The organism is Clostridium sp. D46t1_190503_E9, assembly GCF_015555225.1.
Classification (GTDB): Bacteria; Bacillota; Clostridia; order Clostridiales; family Clostridiaceae; genus Clostridium.
The window spans coordinates 1-21507 of record NZ_JADNKB010000021.1 but is presented as its reverse complement, the minus strand read 5'-3'; the positions used below and the strand labels follow the sequence as shown (position 1 = coordinate 21507).

Sequence of the window (21507 nt, the reverse complement as noted above, 5' to 3'; positions counted from 1 at the left end):
TATGTTATTAGATAAATTGGCTTTTATAGAAAATAAATACGATGAATTATCTGTTAAGATATCAGATCCTTCAATAATGGCTAACCAAAATGAATGGAGAAAGCTATGTAAGGAACATGCTGATTTAGAAGTTATAGTTACTGCATATAGAGAATATAGAACAGTTATAGATGATTTAGCAGCTAACAAAGAAATGTTAGCAGAAGAAAGTGATAAAGAAATGAGAGAAATGCTTTCAGAAGAAATCTCAGACTTAACGGCAAGAGAAGAAGAGTTAGAAAAGCATATCCAAATTCTTTTATTACCTAAAGATCCAAATGACGATAAGAACGTTTTTGTAGAAATAAGAGGTGGTGCAGGTGGAGATGAAGCCGCTCTATTTGCAGCAAATTTATTTAGAATGTATACAAGATATGCAGAAACACAAAGATGGTCAGTTGAATTAATGAGTGCTAATGAAACTGATATTGGCGGATTTAAAGAAGTAGTATTTATGATTAAGGGATCAGGAGCATATTCTAAACTAAAATATGAAAGTGGTGTACATAGAGTACAAAGAGTTCCTGATACAGAATCAAGTGGTAGAATTCATACATCTACAGCAACGGTAGCAGTTTTACCAGAAGTTGATGATGTTGAAATAGAAATAAACGAAAAAGATTTAAGAATAGATGTTTATAGATCTTCTGGTAATGGAGGACAGTGCGTTAATACAACAGATTCAGCAGTAAGAATTACACACTTACCAACAGGAGTTGTTGTTGCATGTCAAGATGAAAAATCACAATTAAAGAATAAAGAAAAAGCTATGAAGGTTTTAAGATCTAGATTATATGAAGCTGCAGAAGCAGAAAGAAATGCTGGTATAGCAGAAGATAGAAAGAGCCAAGTAGGTTCAGGGGATAGAAGTGAGAGAATAAGAACTTATAACTATCCTCAAGGAAGAGTTACAGATCATAGAATTGGATTAACACTTTATAAGTTAGAATCATATTTAAATGGTGATATAGAAGAAGTGATTAATGCGTTAATTACTGCTGATCAAGCTGAAAAAATGAAACAAATGGGTAATACAGACGCTATTTAATAAAAAAGCCTTACATTTTATAATGTGGGGCTTTTAAAGTAGGTGGGAAGAATGAAAATAAACAAAGCATTAAAAAAAGAAAAGAATCATCAAAGACAATTCTTTATATTAATGTTCATGCTATTTACAATACTTCCTTTAGTAGCTTTCTTAGCACAAATTAAACAAATATTTTTATGGATTTACTTAGTGACTATAGAAGGATTGATAGTAATATCATGTATAAATAAATTGAATTATCATAGATTAATATTTTACTGCAATAATAATAAACTTAAATTTAACAGTGGATTATTTTCAAAAGAATCAGTTATTTTATGTGATAAGGTAGCAGTTGTACATACAGATAAAACAAAGGAAGACATGGATATTATATTAATAGCTACTGTTAGATTTAGAAATAAATATTTAAAACCTGTAACAAAAGCTTTTATTAAGAGATATCCAGAAGCAGCAGAAGAATACATAAAAGTAAAAAGAATAAATCCAGAGGAAAATTACTATTTTCAAGTTATAAGAAAGGGTGCATTGAAAAAATATAACTTATTAGATGAGATATATAAAAGTTGTGTTAGAGCATCCTATACATCTTCAGCTATAGAAAATATAAAAATAGCAAGAGAACAAATAGAAATATAAAGAGAAGGAAGGTAGAACTTTTGGAAACAAAGGTAGCTATTATAAAAAATATTGATAAAGATATTAAATATTTAAAAGAAGCAGCTGACATTATATATAATGGAGGGGTTGTTGCATTTCCAACAGAGACAGTATATGGATTGGGCGCTAATGCGTTAAATGATGAGGCTGTAGAAAAAATATTTAATGCGAAAGGTAGACCCCAAGATAATCCATTAATAGTACATGTTTCTTCGAAAGATATAAGTGGTTTAGTCAAAGAAGTTCCTGAAATAGCACAAAGACTTATTGATAGATTTTGGCCAGGTCCATTGACTATAATTTTAAATAAGAAAGAAATAATTCCAAATAGAACTAGTGCCAATCTAGATACAATAGGTGTAAGGATGCCAAACAATAATATAGCATTAAAGCTTATAGAATTATCTGGATGTCCGATTGCGGCACCATCAGCCAATATATCAGGAAGGCCTAGTCCAACAGAAGTTGAGCGTTGTATTGAGGATTTAAATGGAAGAATAGATTATATAATTGGTGGAGAAAAAAGTAATGTTGGGGTTGAATCTACAATAGTAGATTGCACAGTTAATCCACCTATGGTTTTAAGACCAGGCGGAATAACGTTAGAAATGCTACAAGAGGTTTGTAAAGAGATAGAAATAGACAAAGCAATACAAGGAAAGCCAGATGAAAATTTGAAGCCTAAAGCGCCTGGTATGAAGTACAGACATTATGCTCCAAAGGCTAAATTAAAAATAATCAAGGGAAATAAGCAAAAAACTATTGAAAAAATTAATGAAATAGTACAAAATTATATAGAAAATCAAAAAGAGGTTGCAATACTATCTACAGATGAATTGTGTAGTTGTTTCAATAAAGGTAAAGTGATTTCTTTAGGAAGTGAAAAAAATCTATATGATGTAGCAAGAAATTTATTTGAATCACTTAGAGAATGTGATGATTTAAATGTTGATATTATATTATGTCAGGCTTTTGATGAAAAGGGAGTAGGCCTTGCTATAATGAATAGATTAAATAAAGCAGCAGGTTTTGATATATTAGAAGTATAATTAGGGAGGGAAGGGGGACACCTTTCCTTTTTTATTATATAAAATTTACAATTACAATAGTTAGGAGGTACATTCTTATGAAGATAGCAATAGGCTCAGATCATGGTGGAGTTGATTTAAAAGAAGAAATAAAAAATTATCTAATTACAGAAGGATATGAAGTAAAAGATTTTGGTACTAACTCTACTGAATCATGTGATTATCCTGATTATGCATTACCGGTGGCAGAAGCGGTAGTAGCAAAAGAGTTCGATTTTGGAATTTTAATATGTGGAACAGGTATAGGTATAGGTATCGCAGCAAACAAGGTACCTGGAGTTAGGGCAGCATTATGTTCTGATACTTTTAGTGCTCATGCAACAAGAGAACACAATGATGCTAATATATTAACTCTTGGTCAAAGGGTAGTTGGACCAGGTTTAGCATTAGATATAGTAAAAACATTCTTAAATACTGAGTTCCAAGGTGGAAGGCATCAAAATAGAATTGATAAAATAACAGAGATAGAGAAAAAATATTATGAACAATAAAAAATTAAAATGCTGTAGGAGGAATATAAATGAGTAAAGTAACACAAATAGATCACCCATTAATATTACACAAATTAGCTTTCATAAGAAGTAAGGACACTGGTTCAAAGGATTTCAGGGAATTAGTAGAAGAAGTTTCAATGCTTATGGCCTATGAAGTAACTAGAGATTTAAGCACTGAGGAGGTAGAAATAGAAACTCCAATTTGTAAAACAAAATGTAAGATGTTATCAGGTAAGAAAATGGCTATAGTACCTATATTAAGAGCTGGACTTGGTATGGTAGATGGTATGCTTAAGCTTATACCAGCGGCTAAAGTTGGTCATGTAGGATTATATAGAGATGAAGAAACTCTTCAACCAGTAGAATACTTCTGTAAGCTACCTCAAGATATAGCAGAGAGAGACGTAATAGTAGTAGATCCAATGTTAGCTACAGGAGGATCAGCAGCAGATGCTATAACGATGTTAAAGAAAAGAGGCGCTAAAAATTTAAGACTTATGTGCTTAATAAGCTCTCCAGAAGGTATTGAACTTGTTCAAAAAGCTCATCCTGATGTAGACATATATGTTGCTGGAATAGATGAAAAGTTAAATGAACATGGATACATAGTTCCTGGGCTTGGTGATGCAGGAGATAGATTATTTGGAACAAAATAATTTAATAAATAGAGGGTAGCTTATATATAAGCTACCCTCTATTTGCTGAATTATGGATTATCTTATAAAGCATAGTATTATTTGTTTATTTATATTTAAAAGTGTATAATTAGATAAACATTCCACTTATAAAGAATGTAGAATTAATTAGAATAAAGCCCTAAATATTTAGAAATAGTAATTATATAGTAGTGAAAGAATTAATTTTTAATTTTAATTAGGAGGAACCTAAAATGGATAAGAAAAAAATAATAACTATATTTGGTACTAGGCCTGAGGCGATAAAAATGGCTCCTTTAGTGAAAGAGTTAGAGAAAAGAGAAGGAATTGATTCAAAGGTTTGTGTAACAGCTCAACATAGAGAAATGTTAGATCAAGTTTTAGATTATTTTGATATAGAACCAGATTTTGACTTAAATATAATGAAGAATAAGCAAACTCTAACAGGAATAACTAATAGAGTTTTAGAAGGGTTAGAAGAAATATTTTTACAAGAAAAGCCAGATATGATTTTAGTTCATGGTGATACTACTACTACATTTTCAGGAGCTCTTGCAGCTTTTTATCAACAAATAAAAGTTGGGCATGTAGAAGCTGGGCTTAGAACATTTGATAAGTATTTTCCATTTCCAGAAGAAATGAATAGAAAGCTTACAGGAGCTTTAGCTGATTTACATTTTGCTCCTACTAAAAGTTCAAAATCAAACCTTTTAAGAGAAGGGGTGAATGAATCTGATATTTATATAACAGGAAATACAGTTATAGATGCAATGCTTCATACTGTAAAAGAAGACTATATATTTGAAAATGATATATTAAATAAAATAGATTTTGAAAATAAAAAAGTAATAATGATAACTGCACATAGAAGAGAAAATTGGGGAGAAGGAATAGATAATATCTGCGAAGCTCTGAATAAAATAGTAGATGAAAATGAAGATGTTGAACTTATATATTTAGTTCATTTAAATCCAGTAGTAAAAGATGTTGTTTATAGTAAATTAGGAAATAAAAAAAGAGTACATTTATTACCTCCATTAGATACTAAAGAAACACATAATTTAATGAATAAATGTTTTATGGTAATGACGGATTCTGGTGGACTACAAGAGGAAGCTCCACACCTAGGAAAACCAGTGTTAGTTCTTAGAGATGTAACAGAAAGACCAGAAGCTGTTGAATATGGTACAGTAAAATTAGTCGGAACCGATATAGATAAGATAGTTCTAGAAGCTAATAATTTAATAAATAACAAAGATGCATATACAAAGATGAGTAAAGCAGCAAATCCATATGGTGATGGTCTAGCATCCAAAAGAATTGCAGACATAATAGAAAAATACTTTAATATAAGAACAGTGGAAATAGAAGAGTTTTTAAGATAAATAAAAAGATAAAATTTTGTGGTTGATTAAAAGGAATAAAGTGGTATAATTAAATTGTGTTAATTGTTTAACAAATTCGACAATTCTGATGATTGTATAGAGGGGGATTTGGAATATGAGAGAAGTTGTAATTGCAAGTGCAGTAAGAACTGCTATTGGTTCATTTGGAGGAGCTTTAAAAGATGTGTCAGCAGTAGATCTAGGTTCATTAGTAATAAAAGAAGCAGTAGCTAAAGCAGGTATAAAAGGCGAATTAGTGGAAGAAGTAGTAATGGGAAATGTAATTCAAGCTGGGCTTGGACAAAATGTAGCAAGACAGGCTGCAGTAAAAGCAGGTTTACCAGTAGAAGTTCCAGCTATGACAATAAATAAGGTGTGTGGTTCAGGATTAAGGACAGTTGCCTTAGCTGCTCAAATGATAAAATCTGGAGATGTAGATATAGTTGTTGCTGGTGGAATGGAGAATATGTCTCAGGCGCCTTATTTATTAAAAACATCAAGATGGGGTCAAAGAATGGGTGATGGGAAAATGGTAGATTCCATGATTAATGATGCTCTATGGGATGCTTTCAATAATTATCATATGGGGGTAACAGCTGAAAATATAGCCAAGGAATGGAATTTATCAAGAGAGGAACAAGATAAATTTGCTTTAAATTCTCAGTTAAAAGCTGAAGCTGCTATTAAAGAAGGTAGATTTAAGGATGAGATAGTTCCAGTAGTTATACCTCAAAGAAAAGGTGAGCCAAAAATATTTGATACTGATGAATACCCAAGGTTTGGTGCTACACTTGAAGGAATGGCTAAATTAAAACCTGCATTTGTAAAAGATGGTACTGTAACAGCTGCCAATGCTTCAGGAATAAATGATGGGGCAGCAGCATTTGTAGTAATGAGTTCAGAGAAAGCTGAAGAATTAGGAATAACTCCATTAGCCAAAATAGTTTCTTATGGACAAAGAGGATTAGAGCCATCAATAATGGGATATGGTCCATTCCATGCGACTAAAAAAGCTTTGGAAGTAGCAAATCTTAAAATAGAGGATTTAGATTTAATAGAAGCTAATGAAGCATTTGCAGCTCAAAGTTTAGCTGTAGCAAAAGATTTAAACTTTGATATGAGCAAAGTTAATGTGAATGGAGGAGCTATAGCATTAGGTCATCCAGTTGGAGCATCTGGTGCTAGAATATTAGTTACATTACTTCACGAAATGCAAAAGAGAGATGCTAAAAAAGGTTTAGCAACTTTATGTATAGGTGGAGGAATGGGAACAGCACTTATAGTTGAAAGAAAATAATTGAATAAAAATATAAAAACTCTTGATATACCATCAAGAGTTTTTATATTTAAATGAATTATAATAATATTAATAGATAATAATATTATTACGAAGGGAAATATTAAATAAAATGTAGATTTACTAATAAAGAACTCATATAATAATCAATGTAGCCAGAAATAATATTATTAGAAACTTATAAATTAGTTACTTTGAATAAAAAAATGCAATTTATGAAAATTTATAAAAAAATTTAGAAAAAAATAATATAAAAAACAAAAAAATGAATAATCAAATAAATGTTTATTCATTTTTAAAAATAATAATAGATAGTTTGATATTAAAAAAAGTTATGAAATCTTGAATAAATCATTTAAAAGGAAAAATATGAAAAAATATTAAGTGGAAAATTCGTATGAAAATGATATCATTGACAAAAATCTATTTCAAAGATATTATAAAAATTCTGAAAAATGAATAATATTCCTTTAATATATACGTATGTGCAGAGAATGGAAAAAAAAGTGAAGTTACTTAAGTAAAATGAATATAGATTCATTTAACAATCAAATATAAAGATTAAATGAGTTAAATGAATTAAAATAAGATTTTCATTAATGTTTTCAGAGTACTATAATAACAAGAGTTAGTTAGGGGTGAGGATAAAATGAGTAGAGAAATGAATAGGTTAATATTTAAGTTGGTAAAATATGATTTAATAGCAGGATTCATTTTTGTACTTATAGTATCTCTTCTGATTGATTTAAAAGTGGCACTTATATTTCTTCTAGGGTTAATGATATCATTATTAAATACAATAGCTAGTGGATTAATTTTAGAATATTCTTTAAGTAACAATAAAAAAACATTATTAGCATTTAGTTATATTATAAGAATAGCTACTATCATTATTATAGCATTGCCATTTTTAAATAACTTAATACAACTAATGGCATATCTTATAGGATATTTATCACATTTTATTTTTATTGTATTCTATTCGATAAGAATAGGGAAAGGAAGTGATTAGGTGGAACCACTAGAACCGATGTGGTCTTATGCTATTGGACCTATAAAAATTGAAATAGTTCCTGAAGTGGTAATGCAGTGGATAACTATTGTTTTAATAGCTCTTATTGCTATATGGGCTACAAGGAATATGAAGCTTAGACCTAATAAAAAACAAGCTGTAGTGGAATATATATACACTATGCTAAAAAATGTAGTTACAGCAAATATGGGAGAAGAATTTTTAGACATTATTCCTTTTATAGGAAGTTTAGCAGTATTCTTATTATTCATGAATTTTACCGGATTAATAGGGCTACCTGTACCTACTAAAAACTTTAGTGTAACAGTAGCTTTAGCTTTAATAACTTTTTATATGGTACAGTTTTATACAATTCGAAAGTATGGTTTAAAAAGTTATTTTGGAGGATATACATTCCCCCTTGCTATAATTACACCAATAAATATACTAGAAAGAATAATGCTTCCTGTATCATTAGCACTAAGATTATTTGGTAATATACTTGCAGCTACATTCTTAGTAGAATTATGTTATGAAGCACTGCATCATATAGGTTTTATAGCGCAAATAGGAATACCTGTACCTTTACATGCGTATTTTGATATTTTTGATGGTGGTATTCAAACAGTAATTTTTGTAATGTTAACCATGATTAATATTAAAATGATAGCAGAACATTCAGGGCATGCAGAACATTAAATTTTAATTAAGTATTATATTAATTTATCAATTATATAATTATTATTTTGTTTTATTATAAAGGAGGATTTTATTATGGAAATATCAATGAGAGCATTAGGAGCAGCTATAGCTGTATTAGTAGGTATAGGAGCTGCTATTGGAATAGGAAATGCAACAGCTAAAGCTGTAGAAGGAATATCAAGACAACCAGAAGCAAGTGGTAAGATCACTACTGCATTAATGCTTGGATCAGCTTTCGCAGAAGCAACTGCTATTTATGGTTTATTAGTTTCAATCCTTTTAATATTCGTTGGAGTAAAATAGTGTTTTAGGGCTCCAGAAGGGAGGAAATAATATATGTTAATGGAAATAAACCCTAGTACCCTTATAGCTACTATAATTAACTTTATTATTCTTTTTGCAGTTCTAAAGTATTTCTTTTTCGATAAAGTTAAGGCTATTATTGATGAAAGGGAAAATCTTATCAATGAACAATTAGATAATGCTGAAGAAGAAGCTGAAAAGGCTAGAATGCTAGCTATAGAAAATGAAAGAATATTAAAAAATGCTAGAGAAGAAGGGAAGTTAATTACAGAAAGACATAAGCAAAAGGCTGAAAAGATATATGATGAGATAGTTGAAGAAGCTAATCAAGAAGCTAAAGTTATCTTAGAAAGAGCTAAAGTTGAAATAAATAGAGAAAAAGAAAAAGTAGAATATCAATTAAAGAAGGAAGCTATAGATTTAGCTATCGAACTTTCTAAAAAGGTTATAGAAAAGAATATAGATGAAGAAAAAAATAGAGAGTTAATCGGAGAATTTATAACTAAGGTAGGTAATTCATAATGTATGAATATTTAGACCGTAGATATGCATTAGCTCTATATGAAGTAGCAGAACAAAAAGGGAAAGTTCAACAGTATCTACAAGATTTACGAGAAATTTGTAACCTTATAGAAACGAATAAGGAATTCTACGAAGTAATTAAGCACCCTCAAATTAGTACTAAAAAGAAAAAAAGAACTTTTATTAATATTTTTAAGGGACATATAGACGAGGAATTATTATCATTTTTATTAATTCTTATAGAAAAAGATAGAATACTTTATTTAAAAGAAAAGCTTAAGGAAATGGAAAAAATAGATTTAGAGAAAAAAAATACTCTAAATGGTATAGTAAAAACTACAGTTCCTTTAAATGAAGAAGAATTCAATAATTTAATAAAAACATTAGAAGAAAAATATAACAAACACATTATATTAGAACAAATTATTGATGAAAGTATTCTTGGTGGAATATATGTAAGAGTTAATAATGATGTTATAGATGGAACAGTTAAATCTAAATTAGATGAACTAAGAGATTTAATGCTTAGAACAGAATAGAGGTGAAGGTATGAATATTAAGCCTGAAGAAATAACTTCCATAATTAAGAAAGAAATAGAAAGATACGAAAAAGAAATTAAGACAGTAGACTCAGGTACTATAATTCAAATTGGTGATGGTATCGCAAGAGTTTATGGATTAGACGATTGTATGGAAGGTGAATTATTAGAATTCCCTAACAATGTTTATGGTATGGCTCTAAATCTAGAGCAAGATAACGTAGGTTGTGTTCTTTTAGGATCAGAAGAAGGAATTAGAGAAGGCGATATAGTTAAAAGAACTAATAAAATTGTTGAAGTACCAGTAGGTGAAGCATTATTAGGAAGAGTAGTTAACTCACTAGGAGAACCTATAGATGGAAAAGGACCAATAAATAATTCTGGTTACAGAGCAATAGAAGTTTCGGCTCCTAGTATTATAGATAGAAGCTCTGTTAATGAACCTTTACAAACAGGAATAAAAGCAATAGACTCTATGATTCCAATTGGTAAAGGTCAAAGAGAACTTATAATTGGAGATAGACAAACTGGTAAGACAGCTATAGCTTTAGATACAATCTTAAACCAAAAAGGAAAAGATGTAATTTGTATATATGTTGCTATTGGACAAAAACAATCAACAGTTGCAAATATAGTTAATACTTTAGAAGAATTTGGTGCATTAGATTATTCAATAGTTGTAAGTGGTACAGCTTCTGAATCAGCTCCATTACAATATTTAGCACCTTATGCAGGATGCAGTATGGGTGAATATTTTATGCATCAAGGAAAAGATGTACTTATAATATATGATGATCTTTCTAAGCACGCAGTAGCTTATAGAACTATGTCATTATTACTTAGGAGACCACCAGGTAGAGAAGCTTATCCAGGAGATGTTTTCTATATCCATTCAAGACTTTTAGAAAGAGCTGCAAAACTTTCTAAGGAAAACGGAGGAGGATCATTGACAGCTCTTCCAATAATAGAAACATTGGCTGGAGACGTAACTGCATATATACCAACTAACGTTATATCAATAACAGATGGTCAAATATTCTTAGAATCTGATTTATTCCATTCAGGACAAAGACCAGCAGTTAACGCTGGTATATCAGTATCAAGAGTTGGTGGAAATGCCCAAATTAAAGCAATGAAACAAGTATCGGGAACTTTAAGACTTGAATTAGCTCAATATAGAGAGCTTGAATCTTTTGCTCAATTTGGTTCAGATTTAGATAAAGATTCTAAAAAGAGACTTGAAAAAGGTAAGAGATTAGTTGAAGTATTAAAACAAGATCAATATTCTCCTATGGCAGTAGAAAAGCAAATTGTAATTTTATATGCAATAGTAAAAGATTTTCTATCAGATATTAAAGTGAGTGATGTTAGAAGATTTGAGAGAGAACTTTTAGAATATATGGATACTCATCATAGAGAATTATTAAAGAAAATAGTAGATGAGAAATCATTGACAGATGATATAAAGGCAGAATTAGAAAACTCTATTGTAGAGTTTAAGAAATTATTCTTACAAGATGCATAGCTTAAATAGCTATGCACTTCTTTAGGAGGTGGAAATTTGGGATCAGCAGGACTTATAGAAATAAAAAGAAGAATAAAGTCGGTTGAAAGTACAAGAAAGATAACAAAAGCTATGAATCTTGTAGCCACTTCTAAACTTAGAAAAGCAAGGAAAGAGCTTAATGATAATGAAGAATACTATAAATTATGTGAAGAGATATTAATTAATTTAATGTCAGCATTACCAGAAGACTATGAAAGTTCTTTCTTTAAGAAAGCTTCTAAAGATTTAGATAAACTATATATTGTTATAGCTTCTGATACGGGTCTTTGTGGAGGCTTCAATGGAAATATAGCTAGTAGCATGAATGAGATGATCAAGGATAAAGGATCAGCTAGAATAGTTGTTGCAGGAAGTAAGGGAATTTCTTACATGAAGAAATATGGATTTGATACAGTTAGAGAATATGTAGAAATTCCAGATATACCTACAATAAGAGAAGTAAGAGCTATATACGATGATGCTTTATATATGTTTAAAACTGGAGAAATAGGTGAAGTTAATATAGTTTTCACAGAATTTAAATCACCTATAAAGCAAGAAGTAAAAATAGAAAGATTATTTCCAATAGATATAGAAAATAAAAAGTCAGAACAATTCTTAATTGAACCTAGTTTAGAAGAGGTTTTAAATTCAAGTTTAGATGTATATTTTAAGAGTAAATTAAGAAGAGCTATGTTGCATTCAAAAGTTAGCGAGCAAAATGCTAGAATGACGGCCATGGATGGAGCAACACAAAATGCTAATGATATATTACAATCCTTAAATCTTAAGTATAATAGAATCAGACAAGGAATGATAACACAAGAGATATCAGAGATTGTAGGAGGCGCAGAAGCTCAAAAATAGCAAGGAGGTATTACTATGCCTGAAAAAGTAGGAAAAGTAGTTCAAGTAATTGGACCAGTAGTAGATATAAAATTTGATTCAGATGCTTTACCTAATATCTATAATGAAATTAGAATAGATATGGGTGATAAACTACTAATAGTGGAAGTTGAACAGCACATGGGAGATGACATTGTTAGAACAATAGCTATGGAATCTACTGATGGATTAAAAAGAGGAATGAAAGCTACTGATATGGGAAGATGTATATCTGTTCCAGTTGGTAGAGAAGTATTAGGAAGAGTATTTAATGTTCTTGGTCATCCTATTGATAATGCTGGAGATGTAGAGATTAAAGAAATGTATCCAATTCATAGACCAGCACCAAGCTTTAAGGAGCAGGCTTTAGAACCACAAATGTTTGAGACTGGAATAAAAGTTATAGATTTATTAGCTCCTTATCAAAAAGGTGGAAAGATAGGATTATTTGGAGGAGCAGGTGTTGGTAAGACAGTTCTTATACAAGAATTAATAAATAACATAGCAAAAGAACACGGAGGTCTTTCTGTATTCACAGGGGTTGGTGAAAGATCAAGAGAAGGTAATGATCTATATTATGAAATGAAAGAGTCAGGAGTTATAGATAAGACTGCTTTAGTATTTGGACAAATGAACGAATCACCAGGAGCGAGAATGAGGGTTTCATTAACAGGGCTAACTATGGCTGAATATTTTAGAGATAAGGGTCAAGACGTTCTTCTATTTATAGATAATATATTTAGATTTACTCAAGCAGGATCAGAAGTTTCTGCTTTATTAGGAAGAATTCCTTCAGCGGTTGGATATCAACCAACTCTTGCAACTGAAATGGGAGCACTTCAAGAAAGAATAACATCAACAAAAAATGGATCAATCACATCTGTTCAAGCAGTATATGTTCCAGCTGATGACCTTACAGACCCAGCTCCAGCTACAACATTTACTCACCTTGATGCAACAACTGTTTTATCAAGAAGCATTGCTGAGCTTGGAATATATCCAGCTGTAGATCCTTTAGAATCAAACTCAAGAATATTAGATCCAAGAGTAGTAGGAAAAGAACACTATGATATAGCTACAGAAGTAAAGAATATTCTAGAAAGATATAAAGAATTACAAGATATAATTGCAATTCTAGGAGTAGATGAATTATCAGATGAAGATAAAAAAGTTGTTGCTAGAGCAAGAAGAGTTCAAAGATTCTTATCACAACCATTTACAGTAGCTGAACAATTTACAGGTATGCAAGGAAGATATGTGCCAGTAAAAGAAACTGTAAGAGGATTCAAGGAAATTTTAGAAGGTAAACACGATGATCTACCAGAATCAGCTTTCTTATTTGTAGGATCTATAGAAGAAGCTATAGAAAAAGCTAAGACCTTAAGATAGGGGATGGAATTATGAGTAAAACTTTTGAAGTAAGTATAATCTCCCCAGGAAAAGAACCATTAAAATTAGAAGTTGAAAGTTTAATTACTTCAACTAAAGATGGTGAAATTGAATTCAAAGCAAATCATGCTCCTATAATATTAAGTACTATACCAACTACTACATTGATAATCAATGGGAATAAGAAAGAAAAAATATTTACATCATCAGGAATAATATATTTAAAAAATAATGAATTAAAATTCTGTTGTGATGCTGTAGAGAGAGAATCTGATATAGATGTAGATAGAGCAGGAAAGTCAAAGGAAAGAGCGGAAAAAAGGTTAAAAGAAGGCAAAAATATAGATATTGAAAGAGCTAGAAGAGCATTGGCGAGAGCTAATGCAAGGATTGGTACTATAAGTATGTATCATTAGCTTTAAATAGAGGGATAAAAGATAATTTCTTTTATCCCTCTATTTTTATGATCAATTTCCATTTGTATAAATAGTGACAATTAATCACAAATTTCAACTAAATCTATATATTATATTATAGCTATTAATTTTGAATAAAAAAAAATAAACTGGACAATAATTAAATAGAAAGGTAGGGGGATATTGTGAAGAATATTATGAAATTAATGTTTGTTATAAGCTTATCTTTATTAATTATTGGTGCAGTTCCAATTAAATCTGAGTTATTCTCAGATAATTTTGATTTTATGGAAACTGAATTTATAGAAACAAGTGATTTTATTCAAAATGGTATCAAGGTAGAATATAGTATAAGCCAACCTATTAATAAAGAGTTTTCTTTACTTAAAGAGAACTTTAAAAAAAGTTTTGGAGAAAATGTACAATCTAATGAAAATATAATTGTTTATAAAGATTCAATTAAAGAAATAAAGGCAATATTATGGAGTAATAATGAAAATACTAAAGTTCAAATTAGTTATATAAATAATGATAAAAATGCTAATACTTTTCAATTAAAGAAAGAAATAAAACAAATACAAAATATTGCAGCAAAAAATATAAAATATTTTAATTTTATAAAGGTAAAAATAATAGAAGATCAAAAGCAGAATCTTTTAGATATACTAAAGAACAATATAGATATGGAAACTCTGGAAGTATTAAATATTCATAATGGTTCAGTAGGAAAAGCAGAGCTATACGATGGAAGTAAAATTAATATGGGTTTTACTAAATATGATACAGGAGAATATTTAATTATTGGAACACCAGTGATATTCGTAACATACTAACAATTCATTATGGAGGACAATATGGAAAAAATTATAGTTGAAGGTGGTAATAAACTAAGTGGTGAAGTGAATATTAGTTTAGCTAAAAATTCTGTTTTACCAATAATAGTTGCAAGTATTTTAAGTCAAAATGATATAATTATTCAAAATGCGCCTATGTTAGAAGATGTAGTGGTTTTAACCGATTTATTATCTGGAATGAATTGTCGGATTTATAATGAATCAAATGGCAATCTTAAAATAAACACTTCTAATATTAAAGTAACAGATATGAATAGTGAACTAATAAGAAAAATGAGAGCATCATTCTTAATTATGGGTCCTACGTTAGCTAGATTTGGAAGATGTAAAATATCAATGCCAGGAGGCTGTAATATAGGGAGTAGACCTATTGATTTGCATTTAAAGGGCTTTAAACTTTTAGGTGCAGATATTGAAATGGGACATGGTTTTGTGGAAGCTAAAGCAAAGAAACTTAAAGGAAATAGAATATATTTAGATTTTCCATCCGTTGGTGCAACTGAAAATATATTGATGGCATCTGTTTTAGCAGAAGGGACAACGATTATTGAAAATGCAGCTGAAGAACCAGAAATATGGGATTTAGCAAACTTTCTGAATTCAATGGGAGCAAAAGTTCACGGAGCTGGAATGGGGAAAATAACAGTAGAAGGTGTCAAAGAATTAAAAGGAGTAACTTATAAACCAATATATGACAGAGTTGAAGCAGGAACATTTATGGTAGCAGCAGCTATAACAAATAGTAAGATAACTATAAATGGAGCCAATGAAGAACAATTAAGACCCACTATAGAAAAGTTAAAAGAATGTGGGGTAAAATTTGAGAATATAAGAGAGGATGTTATCCTAGTTGATGGAACCGGAAAAAAGAGCCCTGTTGATATAAAAACATTGCCTTATCCTGGATTCCCTACAGATATGCAAGCACAAATGATGACATTATTTGCTGTGACAAAAGGATCAAGTATTATAACAGAAACTGTATTTGAAAATAGATTTATGCATGTTGCTGAGTTAGTAAGAATGGGCGCTAGCATAAAGATAGATGGAAGAACTGCAATAATAGAAGGTGTTGAATCGCTAACTGGCTGTGAGGTGAAAGCTACAGATTTAAGAGCTGGAGCAGCTATGATACTAGCAGGACTAGTGGCACAAGGTGAAACTGAAATTAGTGACATATATCACATCGATAGAGGTTATGTGAATATAGAGGAGAAATTTAGAGGATTAGGAGCTAATATATATAGGGTTGACAGATAAATATATTTTAATTGCTATATTCGCCTAAATAAAGAACTTAGAATTGAATCTAGGTTCTTTATTTTTATATATTACTTAAAGTAACTTAACATAAAAAATAAAAAATAAAGTATACTTAATAAATTTTCACATATATTAAATTGTATTTATTTAATTTAGGAGGTTATGTTATTGAAAAATAAATTAAATTCAATAGAAGGATTGGTATCTCTTATTTTTTTTAGCGCTCTAGTTTTAATATCTATGATTGTAATTCCAATGCTTGTAATTAAGTCTTCTCCAGTCAGTGCACTTGAAGAAAAGCAAGTAGATAATACTAATGTAAATAATAAAGTGGAAGAAGTTAACTTTGTAACTTTAGCTGGAAATGATGTTATAAAAGTTCATTTAACAAAGGAGGACAAAATAATAGAAGTTCCTTTAGAAGAATATGTAAAGAGTGTAGTATCAGGTGAAATGCCAGCTAGCTTTGAATTAGAAGCTTTAAAATCACAGGCTATAGCAGCAAGGACATATGTAGCTGCAAAAAGAGCTAGACCTTGTAATGAAGCTAAAGGAGGAGATGTATGTGATACTACTCATTGTCAAGTATATATAACTAAAGAAAGTAGATTAGAAAAATGGGGAGATAAAGGAAATGAATACTGGGCGAAAGTATCAGAAGCTGTTGATGCAACAAAAGGTATGGTTTTAACATATGATAATGAATTAGTACAATATCCACAATTTTTCTCTACAAGTTCAGGAATGACAGAAAATGCTGTAGATGTATTTTCAAGTAATGTTCCTTATTTAGTATCTACAGAAAGTAAAGGAGAAGAAATAGCACCTAAATTTACAAGTGAGTTCCCATTTGATATATCTAAATTTGTAAGTGATATTAATTCGAAATATAAAGATGCAAAAATAAGTGAGGGAAGTTTACAAAATGACATAGAAATCTTAAGTAGAAGTGAAGCTGGTGGGGTAAAGGAAATAAGATTTGGAGGAGTAAAAGTTAAAGGGTCAGATTTTAGGCTAGCATTTGGATTAAGTTCAACTAATTTTCAATTTAGTATAAGTGGTAATCAGATAATATTTAATTGCAAAGGATACGGTCATGGTGTTGGTATGAGTCAATGGGGAGCAAATGTTATGGCGAGAGATGGAAAGGGATATGAGGAGATATTAAAGCATTACTACACTGGGATTGAATTAAAAGAGTTGAAATTTAATTAATTATTATTTATTTATTTATTTAAAAGTAAGAGGCGTGTAGATAACCTGATTCCTTAAAACATAAATATATTATACGGGAGTAAGATATAAGGCTATATGAAGTAGCGATATATCTTACTCCTTTTTTATTTTAAGATAATAAAATTTTAATTAATTAATCTTATTAATTATTGATTTTGAGGAGCATTATTAGAATTGTTGGTAAATGTAGAAATTTGATGCAAATAAATCCAATATTGATTGTATTAATTTAGTATAACTGGCAAGAATACAAAAAGGAGGTGTTGATATGGACCAAAATAAGAAAGATAAGGTAAAAGACTTTTTCAGAAAGGAGGGCTTTTATTTAGTACTATTCCTTTGTTTATGTGTAATTGCAACTGTTGCTGTTGTTACAACAAAGAAAAATAAAGCATTAGAACAAAGTAATAAATCACAAAATGAATTTACTTTAAATGTTGATGATAAAGCAACTTCAGAAGTACAAAAACAAAATGCTGATAGAGTTGAAAATACTCAAAATAATGAATTAGCAGAAGAAGAACAAAATGAAGTAGCATCTGCAGAAGAGGATGTTAATGTTTCTACAGGAACTAATGTAGAAGTGAGTTTTGCAAATCCTTTAGATGGATCAATTGCAAGAGGATATTCTTATCCAAAACCACAAGCCATGAGTGATGGAAGTAGTAGAAATATTAGAGGAATAGACGTAAAAGCTAGCGTTGGAACAGAAGTTAAAGCCGCAGCTGTTGGCGAAGTAAAAGAAGTTTCAAGCAAAATCGAAGAAGGAAATTATGTAGTTATTGCCCATGCAAATGGATTATATACAAAGTATTGTAATTTATCCAAGGACATAAGGGTAAACGTTGGGGATAAAGTAACAGAAGAAACTGTTATAGGAACTGTAGGAGATAGTTCTAAAATATTTACAAATGGTGAATTTGGTGAACATTTAAATATTCAAGTTCAAGATGTAGATGGAAAAGACTTAGATCCAACAGCATATTTTACATTTAGTCAAGAATAATAAACATTCATCAGTCATTAATCTAAAATGACTGATGAATAATATTAAAATTTTATAGTCGCGTATTAATAAGTTATTCAAAGGGAGGTAATATTTTGAAAGATTATATAGAAGAAAGAGTTTTAGAAGTAGCAAAATATATTATAGATTCAAAAGATACAATCAGAAAAACTGCAAAAGTATTTGGAGTAAGTAAAAGTACTATTCATAAAGATATGACAGAAAGATTACCTAAGATAAATCCAGCTATAGCAGAACAAACTCATTCAATACTAGAATTAAATAAAGCTGAAAGACACATAAGAGGTGGAAAAGCTACCAAGATGAAATATAAGACTGCAGAGTAGTAATTGATTACAAAATTAAATACAAATATATTGAAGGATTACCATATTCCATATATAATAAGAAATAGAGCGAATATTGTAAAATAAGAGAGATTTCAAATATTATATAGTGCGAATAGAGTAGGAGTGAACAAGGAATGTGGTTTTGGAGAAGTAGGAGCGATTTAGGAATAGACTTAGGTACAGCGACTGTTTTAGTTTATGCAAAAGGTAAAGGAATAATATTAAAAGAACCGTCAGTTGTTGCAATAAATAAGAATAATAATAAAGTGCTTGCAGTTGGTGAAGAAGCAAGGAAAATGATTGGAAGAACTCCAGGTAACATTGTTGCGGTAAGACCGCTAAGAGATGGGGTTATATCAGATTATGATATAACAGAAAAGATGTTAAAAGAATTCATTAAAAAGGCGTATGGAAAGAGTAAGATTACAGCTCCTAAAGTAATGGTATGTGTTCCATCCCAAGCAACGGAAGTTGAAAAGAGGGCAGTAATTGATGCTGCAAGAAACTCTGGCGCTAAAAAAGTTCATTTAATAGAAGAACCCTTAGCTGCTGCAATAGGGGCAGGATTAGATATAACTAGGCCAAGTGGATCTATGGTGGTAGATATTGGTGGAGGTACTACTGATATAGCTGTAATATCACTTGGTGGAGTTGTTGTAAGATCATCTATTAAGGTAGCAGGTGATACTTTTGATGATGCAATAATAAAATATGTAAGAAATAAGTACAAGATAATGATAGGTGAGAAAACAGCAGAAGAATTGAAGGTGACTATAGGATCAGCATTTAAGGGATCAAGAAACTTAAATGCAAATATGAAGGGAAGAAATTTAATTACTGGGTTACCAGATGAGCTTTCTATTTCAACAGATGAAATAATATATGCATTAAAAGAATCAGTATCTTTAATTGTTGAAAGCGTTAAATCTGTATTGGAAAAAACACCACCTGAACTTGCTGCTGATATAATAGAGAGAGGGATACTAATGACAGGTGGAGGCTCTTTATTAGATGGATTAGATAAGCTAATAGAACATGAAACTGGGGTTACTGTTGAAGTTGCAAACAATTCAGTAGAAGCAGTAGCCGAGGGAACAGGCAAGGTCTTGGGATATTTAGACAAAATAGATACAAATTCTTCAGACAATGAAATATCATTAGTTGAGTAAATTATAGATACAATTAAATACATATATTAAATAGATAAAATTGTTAAAGGGGAGTTTAAAAACTCCCCTTTTGGTTGTGAGCAAGGTTATATGCATGAATAATGGCAGATGATATTATTTTTGACATTTCCATGACTAAATGCAGACGAATACTTCTAGATGTAAAAAATTCAGCATTTTCACTAGAATCAATAATACCGATTATAGAAGCTATACCAACGTCAGGTAAATTTTTACCGACCCCTTTTCCAGGATGTATTGGATAATCTCTAGTATGTATTTCGCCAATAGAACTAGCTTCACCTAGGCAGGCATCTATTCCTATGATTAAAGCTTTGGGATGCAATTTATTAATTTCATTTAATCTATTATTTATATTAAGAGCATGTATTGGAGACTCTATAGTTCCGTACACTGGAAGAGGGAAATTTTTTTCTTTTAAAAATGTACCAACCATTGGACCTAAGCAGTCACCAATGCACTTATCAGTACCTATACATACAATTACAGTATTATTCGTAATATAGTCTTTGATAAATTTTGCTATTTCAATATGAGAATTATAAGAATTATATAATACTTTATGCTTCACTAAAAATTCACCTCCGCTTATACAATATATGTTTTGAAACTAATAAATATAATAAAATGTATAAAAAAACATAAAAAGGAAATTAATTAAATAAAAGGAGATGAATAAATATGAAAAAAATATTTTCTTATATAATTACTATAATTCTTGGAGCAAGTATCCCTATCTATTATCTATTAGTATGGAATCCATTAAAAAGTGAAGATGTTATAAGTAATAATTCTAAGGAAGTAACTACCGAAAAAAAACTACATAGTGATGAAACTCTAAATGAGCAAGATATATCAAAAGAGGAGAAGCAAAAAAAAGTAGATAATAATTTAAAAAGATTTAATATTAAAGAGGAATCTAATAATAATATTAATTCTAATGAAAATATAATAGAAAGTGATAGCAAAATAGAAGGGTTAACTATAAAGGAAAGTGATATTGAAAATAATTTATTTGCAGAACTTGAAAAAAGTGAAAAGTTAGAAGTAGATAGAATGTTAAAAAGTTTATCTATTATAGATATAGTTAAATTAAATGATCATTTTTCTAATAAATATGATAATGATAATGTAAAAGAAGGGATTTTATTAGTAAAAAAGAGAATGTCGTTATTGGATTATGAAGAATTTATGGAGATTATAAGTAGATATATTGATTTAAATATTATTGAAGACGAAGTTTAATATTTTAAATATTAGTCAGAATATATATTTCAGTTTTAGAGTAAAAATTGAATAATCAGTAATATTAAATAGGTAATTATATTACTTTGAATGAATTAAATTTTAGGACAATATAAGACAATAAAAAATGATATTAGTATTAAATAGGAGAAAATTAAAGAAATATAGAAAATAATGAATATAATCTGGTTAAATGAGTGAATAACGCACTTGAAATTAGTATGCAATAAATATATACTAGTCATTGTCAGTTGAGGCGATAATGTTTACTTAACTGAAATTAAATAAATTTTAATGGGGGAGTTCCCGAGTGGCCAAAGGGGGCAGACTGTAAATCTGTTACGTTTCGTTTCGATGGTTCGAATCCGTCCTCCCCCACCAT

At 29.9% G+C, this 21507-nt stretch carries 24 protein-coding genes and 1 tRNA gene; 24 read left to right on the top strand and 1 reads right to left on the bottom strand.

Going from position 1 to position 21507, the window contains the following annotated elements:
• Position 1: 1 nt before the first annotated feature.
• From prfA to mreB, 22 genes are all read left to right on the top strand, one after another.
• On the top strand, positions 2-1087 hold the full coding sequence (prfA, locus tag I2E83_RS17380; RefSeq protein ID WP_195262770.1) for a peptide chain release factor 1: 1086 nt from the start codon (positions 2-4) through the stop codon (positions 1085-1087).
• A gap of 51 nt (positions 1088-1138) precedes the next feature.
• Entirely contained in the window at positions 1139-1726 is a 588-nt protein-coding gene (locus tag I2E83_RS17375) for a hypothetical protein (protein ID WP_195262769.1), read from the top strand.
• Positions 1727-1746: 20 nt separating this feature from the next.
• On the top strand, positions 1747-2796 hold the full coding sequence (locus tag I2E83_RS17370; protein ID WP_195262768.1) for an L-threonylcarbamoyladenylate synthase: 1050 nt from the start codon (positions 1747-1749) through the stop codon (positions 2794-2796).
• A gap of 77 nt (positions 2797-2873) precedes the next feature.
• The gene (gene rpiB, locus I2E83_RS17365; RefSeq protein ID WP_195262767.1) at positions 2874-3326 is read left to right on the top strand and encodes a ribose 5-phosphate isomerase B; all 453 of its coding nucleotides are present in this window, start codon (positions 2874-2876) and stop codon (positions 3324-3326) included.
• 29 nt (positions 3327-3355) lie between these two features.
• Complete coding sequence (gene upp, locus I2E83_RS17360) at positions 3356-3985, top strand: uracil phosphoribosyltransferase (RefSeq protein ID WP_195262766.1); 630 nt, start codon at positions 3356-3358, stop codon at positions 3983-3985.
• Positions 3986-4218: 233 nt separating this feature from the next.
• Positions 4219-5370: a UDP-N-acetylglucosamine 2-epimerase (non-hydrolyzing) gene (wecB, locus tag I2E83_RS17355; protein ID WP_195262765.1), complete on the top strand. Its 1152-nt coding sequence runs from the start codon at positions 4219-4221 to the stop codon at positions 5368-5370.
• Positions 5371-5485: 115 nt separating this feature from the next.
• On the top strand, positions 5486-6667 hold the full coding sequence (locus I2E83_RS17350; RefSeq protein ID WP_195431277.1) for an acetyl-CoA C-acetyltransferase: 1182 nt from the start codon (positions 5486-5488) through the stop codon (positions 6665-6667).
• A 649-nt stretch (positions 6668-7316) separates the two neighbouring features.
• Entirely contained in the window at positions 7317-7679 is a 363-nt protein-coding gene (locus tag I2E83_RS17345) for an ATP synthase subunit I (protein WP_195262763.1), read from the top strand.
• Positions 7680-8378 carry a F0F1 ATP synthase subunit A gene (locus I2E83_RS17340; protein WP_195431275.1) on the top strand — a complete coding sequence of 233 codons (699 nt, stop codon included), beginning with the start codon at positions 7680-7682 and terminating at the stop codon, positions 8376-8378.
• Between the two features lie 75 nt (positions 8379-8453).
• Positions 8454-8684: an ATP synthase F0 subunit C gene (atpE, locus tag I2E83_RS17335; protein WP_008676605.1), complete on the top strand. Its 231-nt coding sequence runs from the start codon at positions 8454-8456 to the stop codon at positions 8682-8684.
• Between the two features lie 39 nt (positions 8685-8723).
• Complete coding sequence (locus I2E83_RS17330; RefSeq protein WP_195262796.1) at positions 8724-9206, top strand: F0F1 ATP synthase subunit B; 483 nt, start codon at positions 8724-8726, stop codon at positions 9204-9206.
• Positions 9206-9745, top strand: coding sequence for a F0F1 ATP synthase subunit delta (locus tag I2E83_RS17325; RefSeq protein WP_195262761.1), 540 nt, complete (start codon positions 9206-9208; stop codon positions 9743-9745). The genes I2E83_RS17330 and I2E83_RS17325 overlap by 1 nt, the downstream gene beginning before the upstream one ends.
• 10 nt (positions 9746-9755) lie before the next feature.
• Positions 9756-11270, top strand: a complete 1515-nt coding sequence (atpA, locus tag I2E83_RS17320) for a F0F1 ATP synthase subunit alpha (RefSeq protein ID WP_195431273.1) — start codon at positions 9756-9758, stop codon at positions 11268-11270.
• 36 nt (positions 11271-11306) lie between these two features.
• On the top strand, positions 11307-12158 hold the full coding sequence (gene atpG / locus I2E83_RS17315; protein WP_195262759.1) for an ATP synthase F1 subunit gamma: 852 nt from the start codon (positions 11307-11309) through the stop codon (positions 12156-12158).
• A 15-nt stretch (positions 12159-12173) separates the two neighbouring features.
• Positions 12174-13565 (top strand): F0F1 ATP synthase subunit beta, encoded by a 1392-nt coding sequence (gene atpD / locus I2E83_RS17310; RefSeq protein WP_195262758.1) that lies wholly within the window; start codon positions 12174-12176, stop codon positions 13563-13565.
• An 11-nt stretch (positions 13566-13576) separates the two neighbouring features.
• Complete coding sequence (locus tag I2E83_RS17305; protein WP_195262757.1) at positions 13577-13981, top strand: ATP synthase delta/epsilon chain alpha-helix domain-containing protein; 405 nt, start codon at positions 13577-13579, stop codon at positions 13979-13981.
• Between the two features lie 185 nt (positions 13982-14166).
• On the top strand, positions 14167-14814 hold the full coding sequence (locus I2E83_RS17300) for a hypothetical protein (protein WP_195262756.1): 648 nt from the start codon (positions 14167-14169) through the stop codon (positions 14812-14814).
• Between the two features lie 21 nt (positions 14815-14835).
• Entirely contained in the window at positions 14836-16095 is a 1260-nt protein-coding gene (gene murA / locus I2E83_RS17295; RefSeq protein WP_195262755.1) for a UDP-N-acetylglucosamine 1-carboxyvinyltransferase, read from the top strand.
• A 171-nt stretch (positions 16096-16266) separates the two neighbouring features.
• The gene (spoIID, locus tag I2E83_RS17290) at positions 16267-17313 is read left to right on the top strand and encodes a stage II sporulation protein D (protein WP_195262754.1); all 1047 of its coding nucleotides are present in this window, start codon (positions 16267-16269) and stop codon (positions 17311-17313) included.
• A gap of 289 nt (positions 17314-17602) precedes the next feature.
• Positions 17603-18340 carry a M23 family metallopeptidase gene (locus I2E83_RS17285; protein ID WP_195431270.1) on the top strand — a complete coding sequence of 246 codons (738 nt, stop codon included), beginning with the start codon at positions 17603-17605 and terminating at the stop codon, positions 18338-18340.
• Between the two features lie 95 nt (positions 18341-18435).
• Positions 18436-18687: a sporulation transcriptional regulator SpoIIID gene (gene spoIIID, locus I2E83_RS17280; RefSeq protein WP_195262752.1), complete on the top strand. Its 252-nt coding sequence runs from the start codon at positions 18436-18438 to the stop codon at positions 18685-18687.
• Between the two features lie 137 nt (positions 18688-18824).
• Entirely contained in the window at positions 18825-19859 is a 1035-nt protein-coding gene (mreB, locus tag I2E83_RS17275) for a rod shape-determining protein MreB (protein WP_195262751.1), read from the top strand.
• Between the two features lie 55 nt (positions 19860-19914).
• Here mreB and yyaC read toward each other — a convergent pair whose 3' ends face one another.
• On the bottom strand, positions 19915-20451 hold the full coding sequence (yyaC, locus tag I2E83_RS17270) for a spore protease YyaC (protein WP_195431268.1): 537 nt from the start codon (positions 20449-20451) through the stop codon (positions 19915-19917).
• Positions 20452-20561: 110 nt separating this feature from the next.
• On the opposite strand from yyaC, the gene I2E83_RS17265 reads away from it, so the two are divergent.
• On the top strand, positions 20562-21125 hold the full coding sequence (locus I2E83_RS17265) for a hypothetical protein (RefSeq protein WP_195262749.1): 564 nt from the start codon (positions 20562-20564) through the stop codon (positions 21123-21125).
• A 296-nt stretch (positions 21126-21421) separates the two neighbouring features.
• Positions 21422-21506: transfer RNA gene (locus I2E83_RS17260), tRNA-Tyr, on the top strand.
• Position 21507: the final 1 nt, after the last annotated feature.

What these genes read in the sequence shown, in the direction of transcription:
- mreB (WP_195262751.1), top strand. Translation starts at nt 18,825, where the DNA reads ATGTGGTTTTGGAGAAGTAGGAGCGATTTAGGAATAGACTTAGGTACA.
- wecB (WP_195262765.1), top strand. Translation starts at nt 4,219, where the DNA reads ATGGATAAGAAAAAAATAATAACTATATTTGGTACTAGGCCTGAGGCG.
- I2E83_RS17305 (WP_195262757.1), top strand. Translation starts at nt 13,577, where the DNA reads ATGAGTAAAACTTTTGAAGTAAGTATAATCTCCCCAGGAAAAGAACCA.
- atpA (WP_195431273.1), top strand. Translation starts at nt 9,756, where the DNA reads ATGAATATTAAGCCTGAAGAAATAACTTCCATAATTAAGAAAGAAATA.
- I2E83_RS17285 (WP_195431270.1), top strand. Translation starts at nt 17,603, where the DNA reads ATGGACCAAAATAAGAAAGATAAGGTAAAAGACTTTTTCAGAAAGGAG.
- murA (WP_195262755.1), top strand. Translation starts at nt 14,836, where the DNA reads ATGGAAAAAATTATAGTTGAAGGTGGTAATAAACTAAGTGGTGAAGTG.
- atpE (WP_008676605.1), top strand. Translation starts at nt 8,454, where the DNA reads ATGGAAATATCAATGAGAGCATTAGGAGCAGCTATAGCTGTATTAGTA.
- I2E83_RS17345 (WP_195262763.1), top strand. Translation starts at nt 7,317, where the DNA reads ATGAGTAGAGAAATGAATAGGTTAATATTTAAGTTGGTAAAATATGAT.
- atpD (WP_195262758.1), top strand. Translation starts at nt 12,174, where the DNA reads ATGCCTGAAAAAGTAGGAAAAGTAGTTCAAGTAATTGGACCAGTAGTA.
- I2E83_RS17265 (WP_195262749.1), top strand. Translation starts at nt 20,562, where the DNA reads ATGAAAAAAATATTTTCTTATATAATTACTATAATTCTTGGAGCAAGT.
- rpiB (WP_195262767.1), top strand. Translation starts at nt 2,874, where the DNA reads ATGAAGATAGCAATAGGCTCAGATCATGGTGGAGTTGATTTAAAAGAA.
- prfA (WP_195262770.1), top strand. Translation starts at nt 2, where the DNA reads ATGTTATTAGATAAATTGGCTTTTATAGAAAATAAATACGATGAATTA.
- I2E83_RS17325 (WP_195262761.1), top strand. Translation starts at nt 9,206, where the DNA reads ATGTATGAATATTTAGACCGTAGATATGCATTAGCTCTATATGAAGTA.
- I2E83_RS17330 (WP_195262796.1), top strand. Translation starts at nt 8,724, where the DNA reads ATGGAAATAAACCCTAGTACCCTTATAGCTACTATAATTAACTTTATT.
- I2E83_RS17350 (WP_195431277.1), top strand. Translation starts at nt 5,486, where the DNA reads ATGAGAGAAGTTGTAATTGCAAGTGCAGTAAGAACTGCTATTGGTTCA.
- I2E83_RS17375 (WP_195262769.1), top strand. Translation starts at nt 1,139, where the DNA reads ATGAAAATAAACAAAGCATTAAAAAAAGAAAAGAATCATCAAAGACAA.
- upp (WP_195262766.1), top strand. Translation starts at nt 3,356, where the DNA reads ATGAGTAAAGTAACACAAATAGATCACCCATTAATATTACACAAATTA.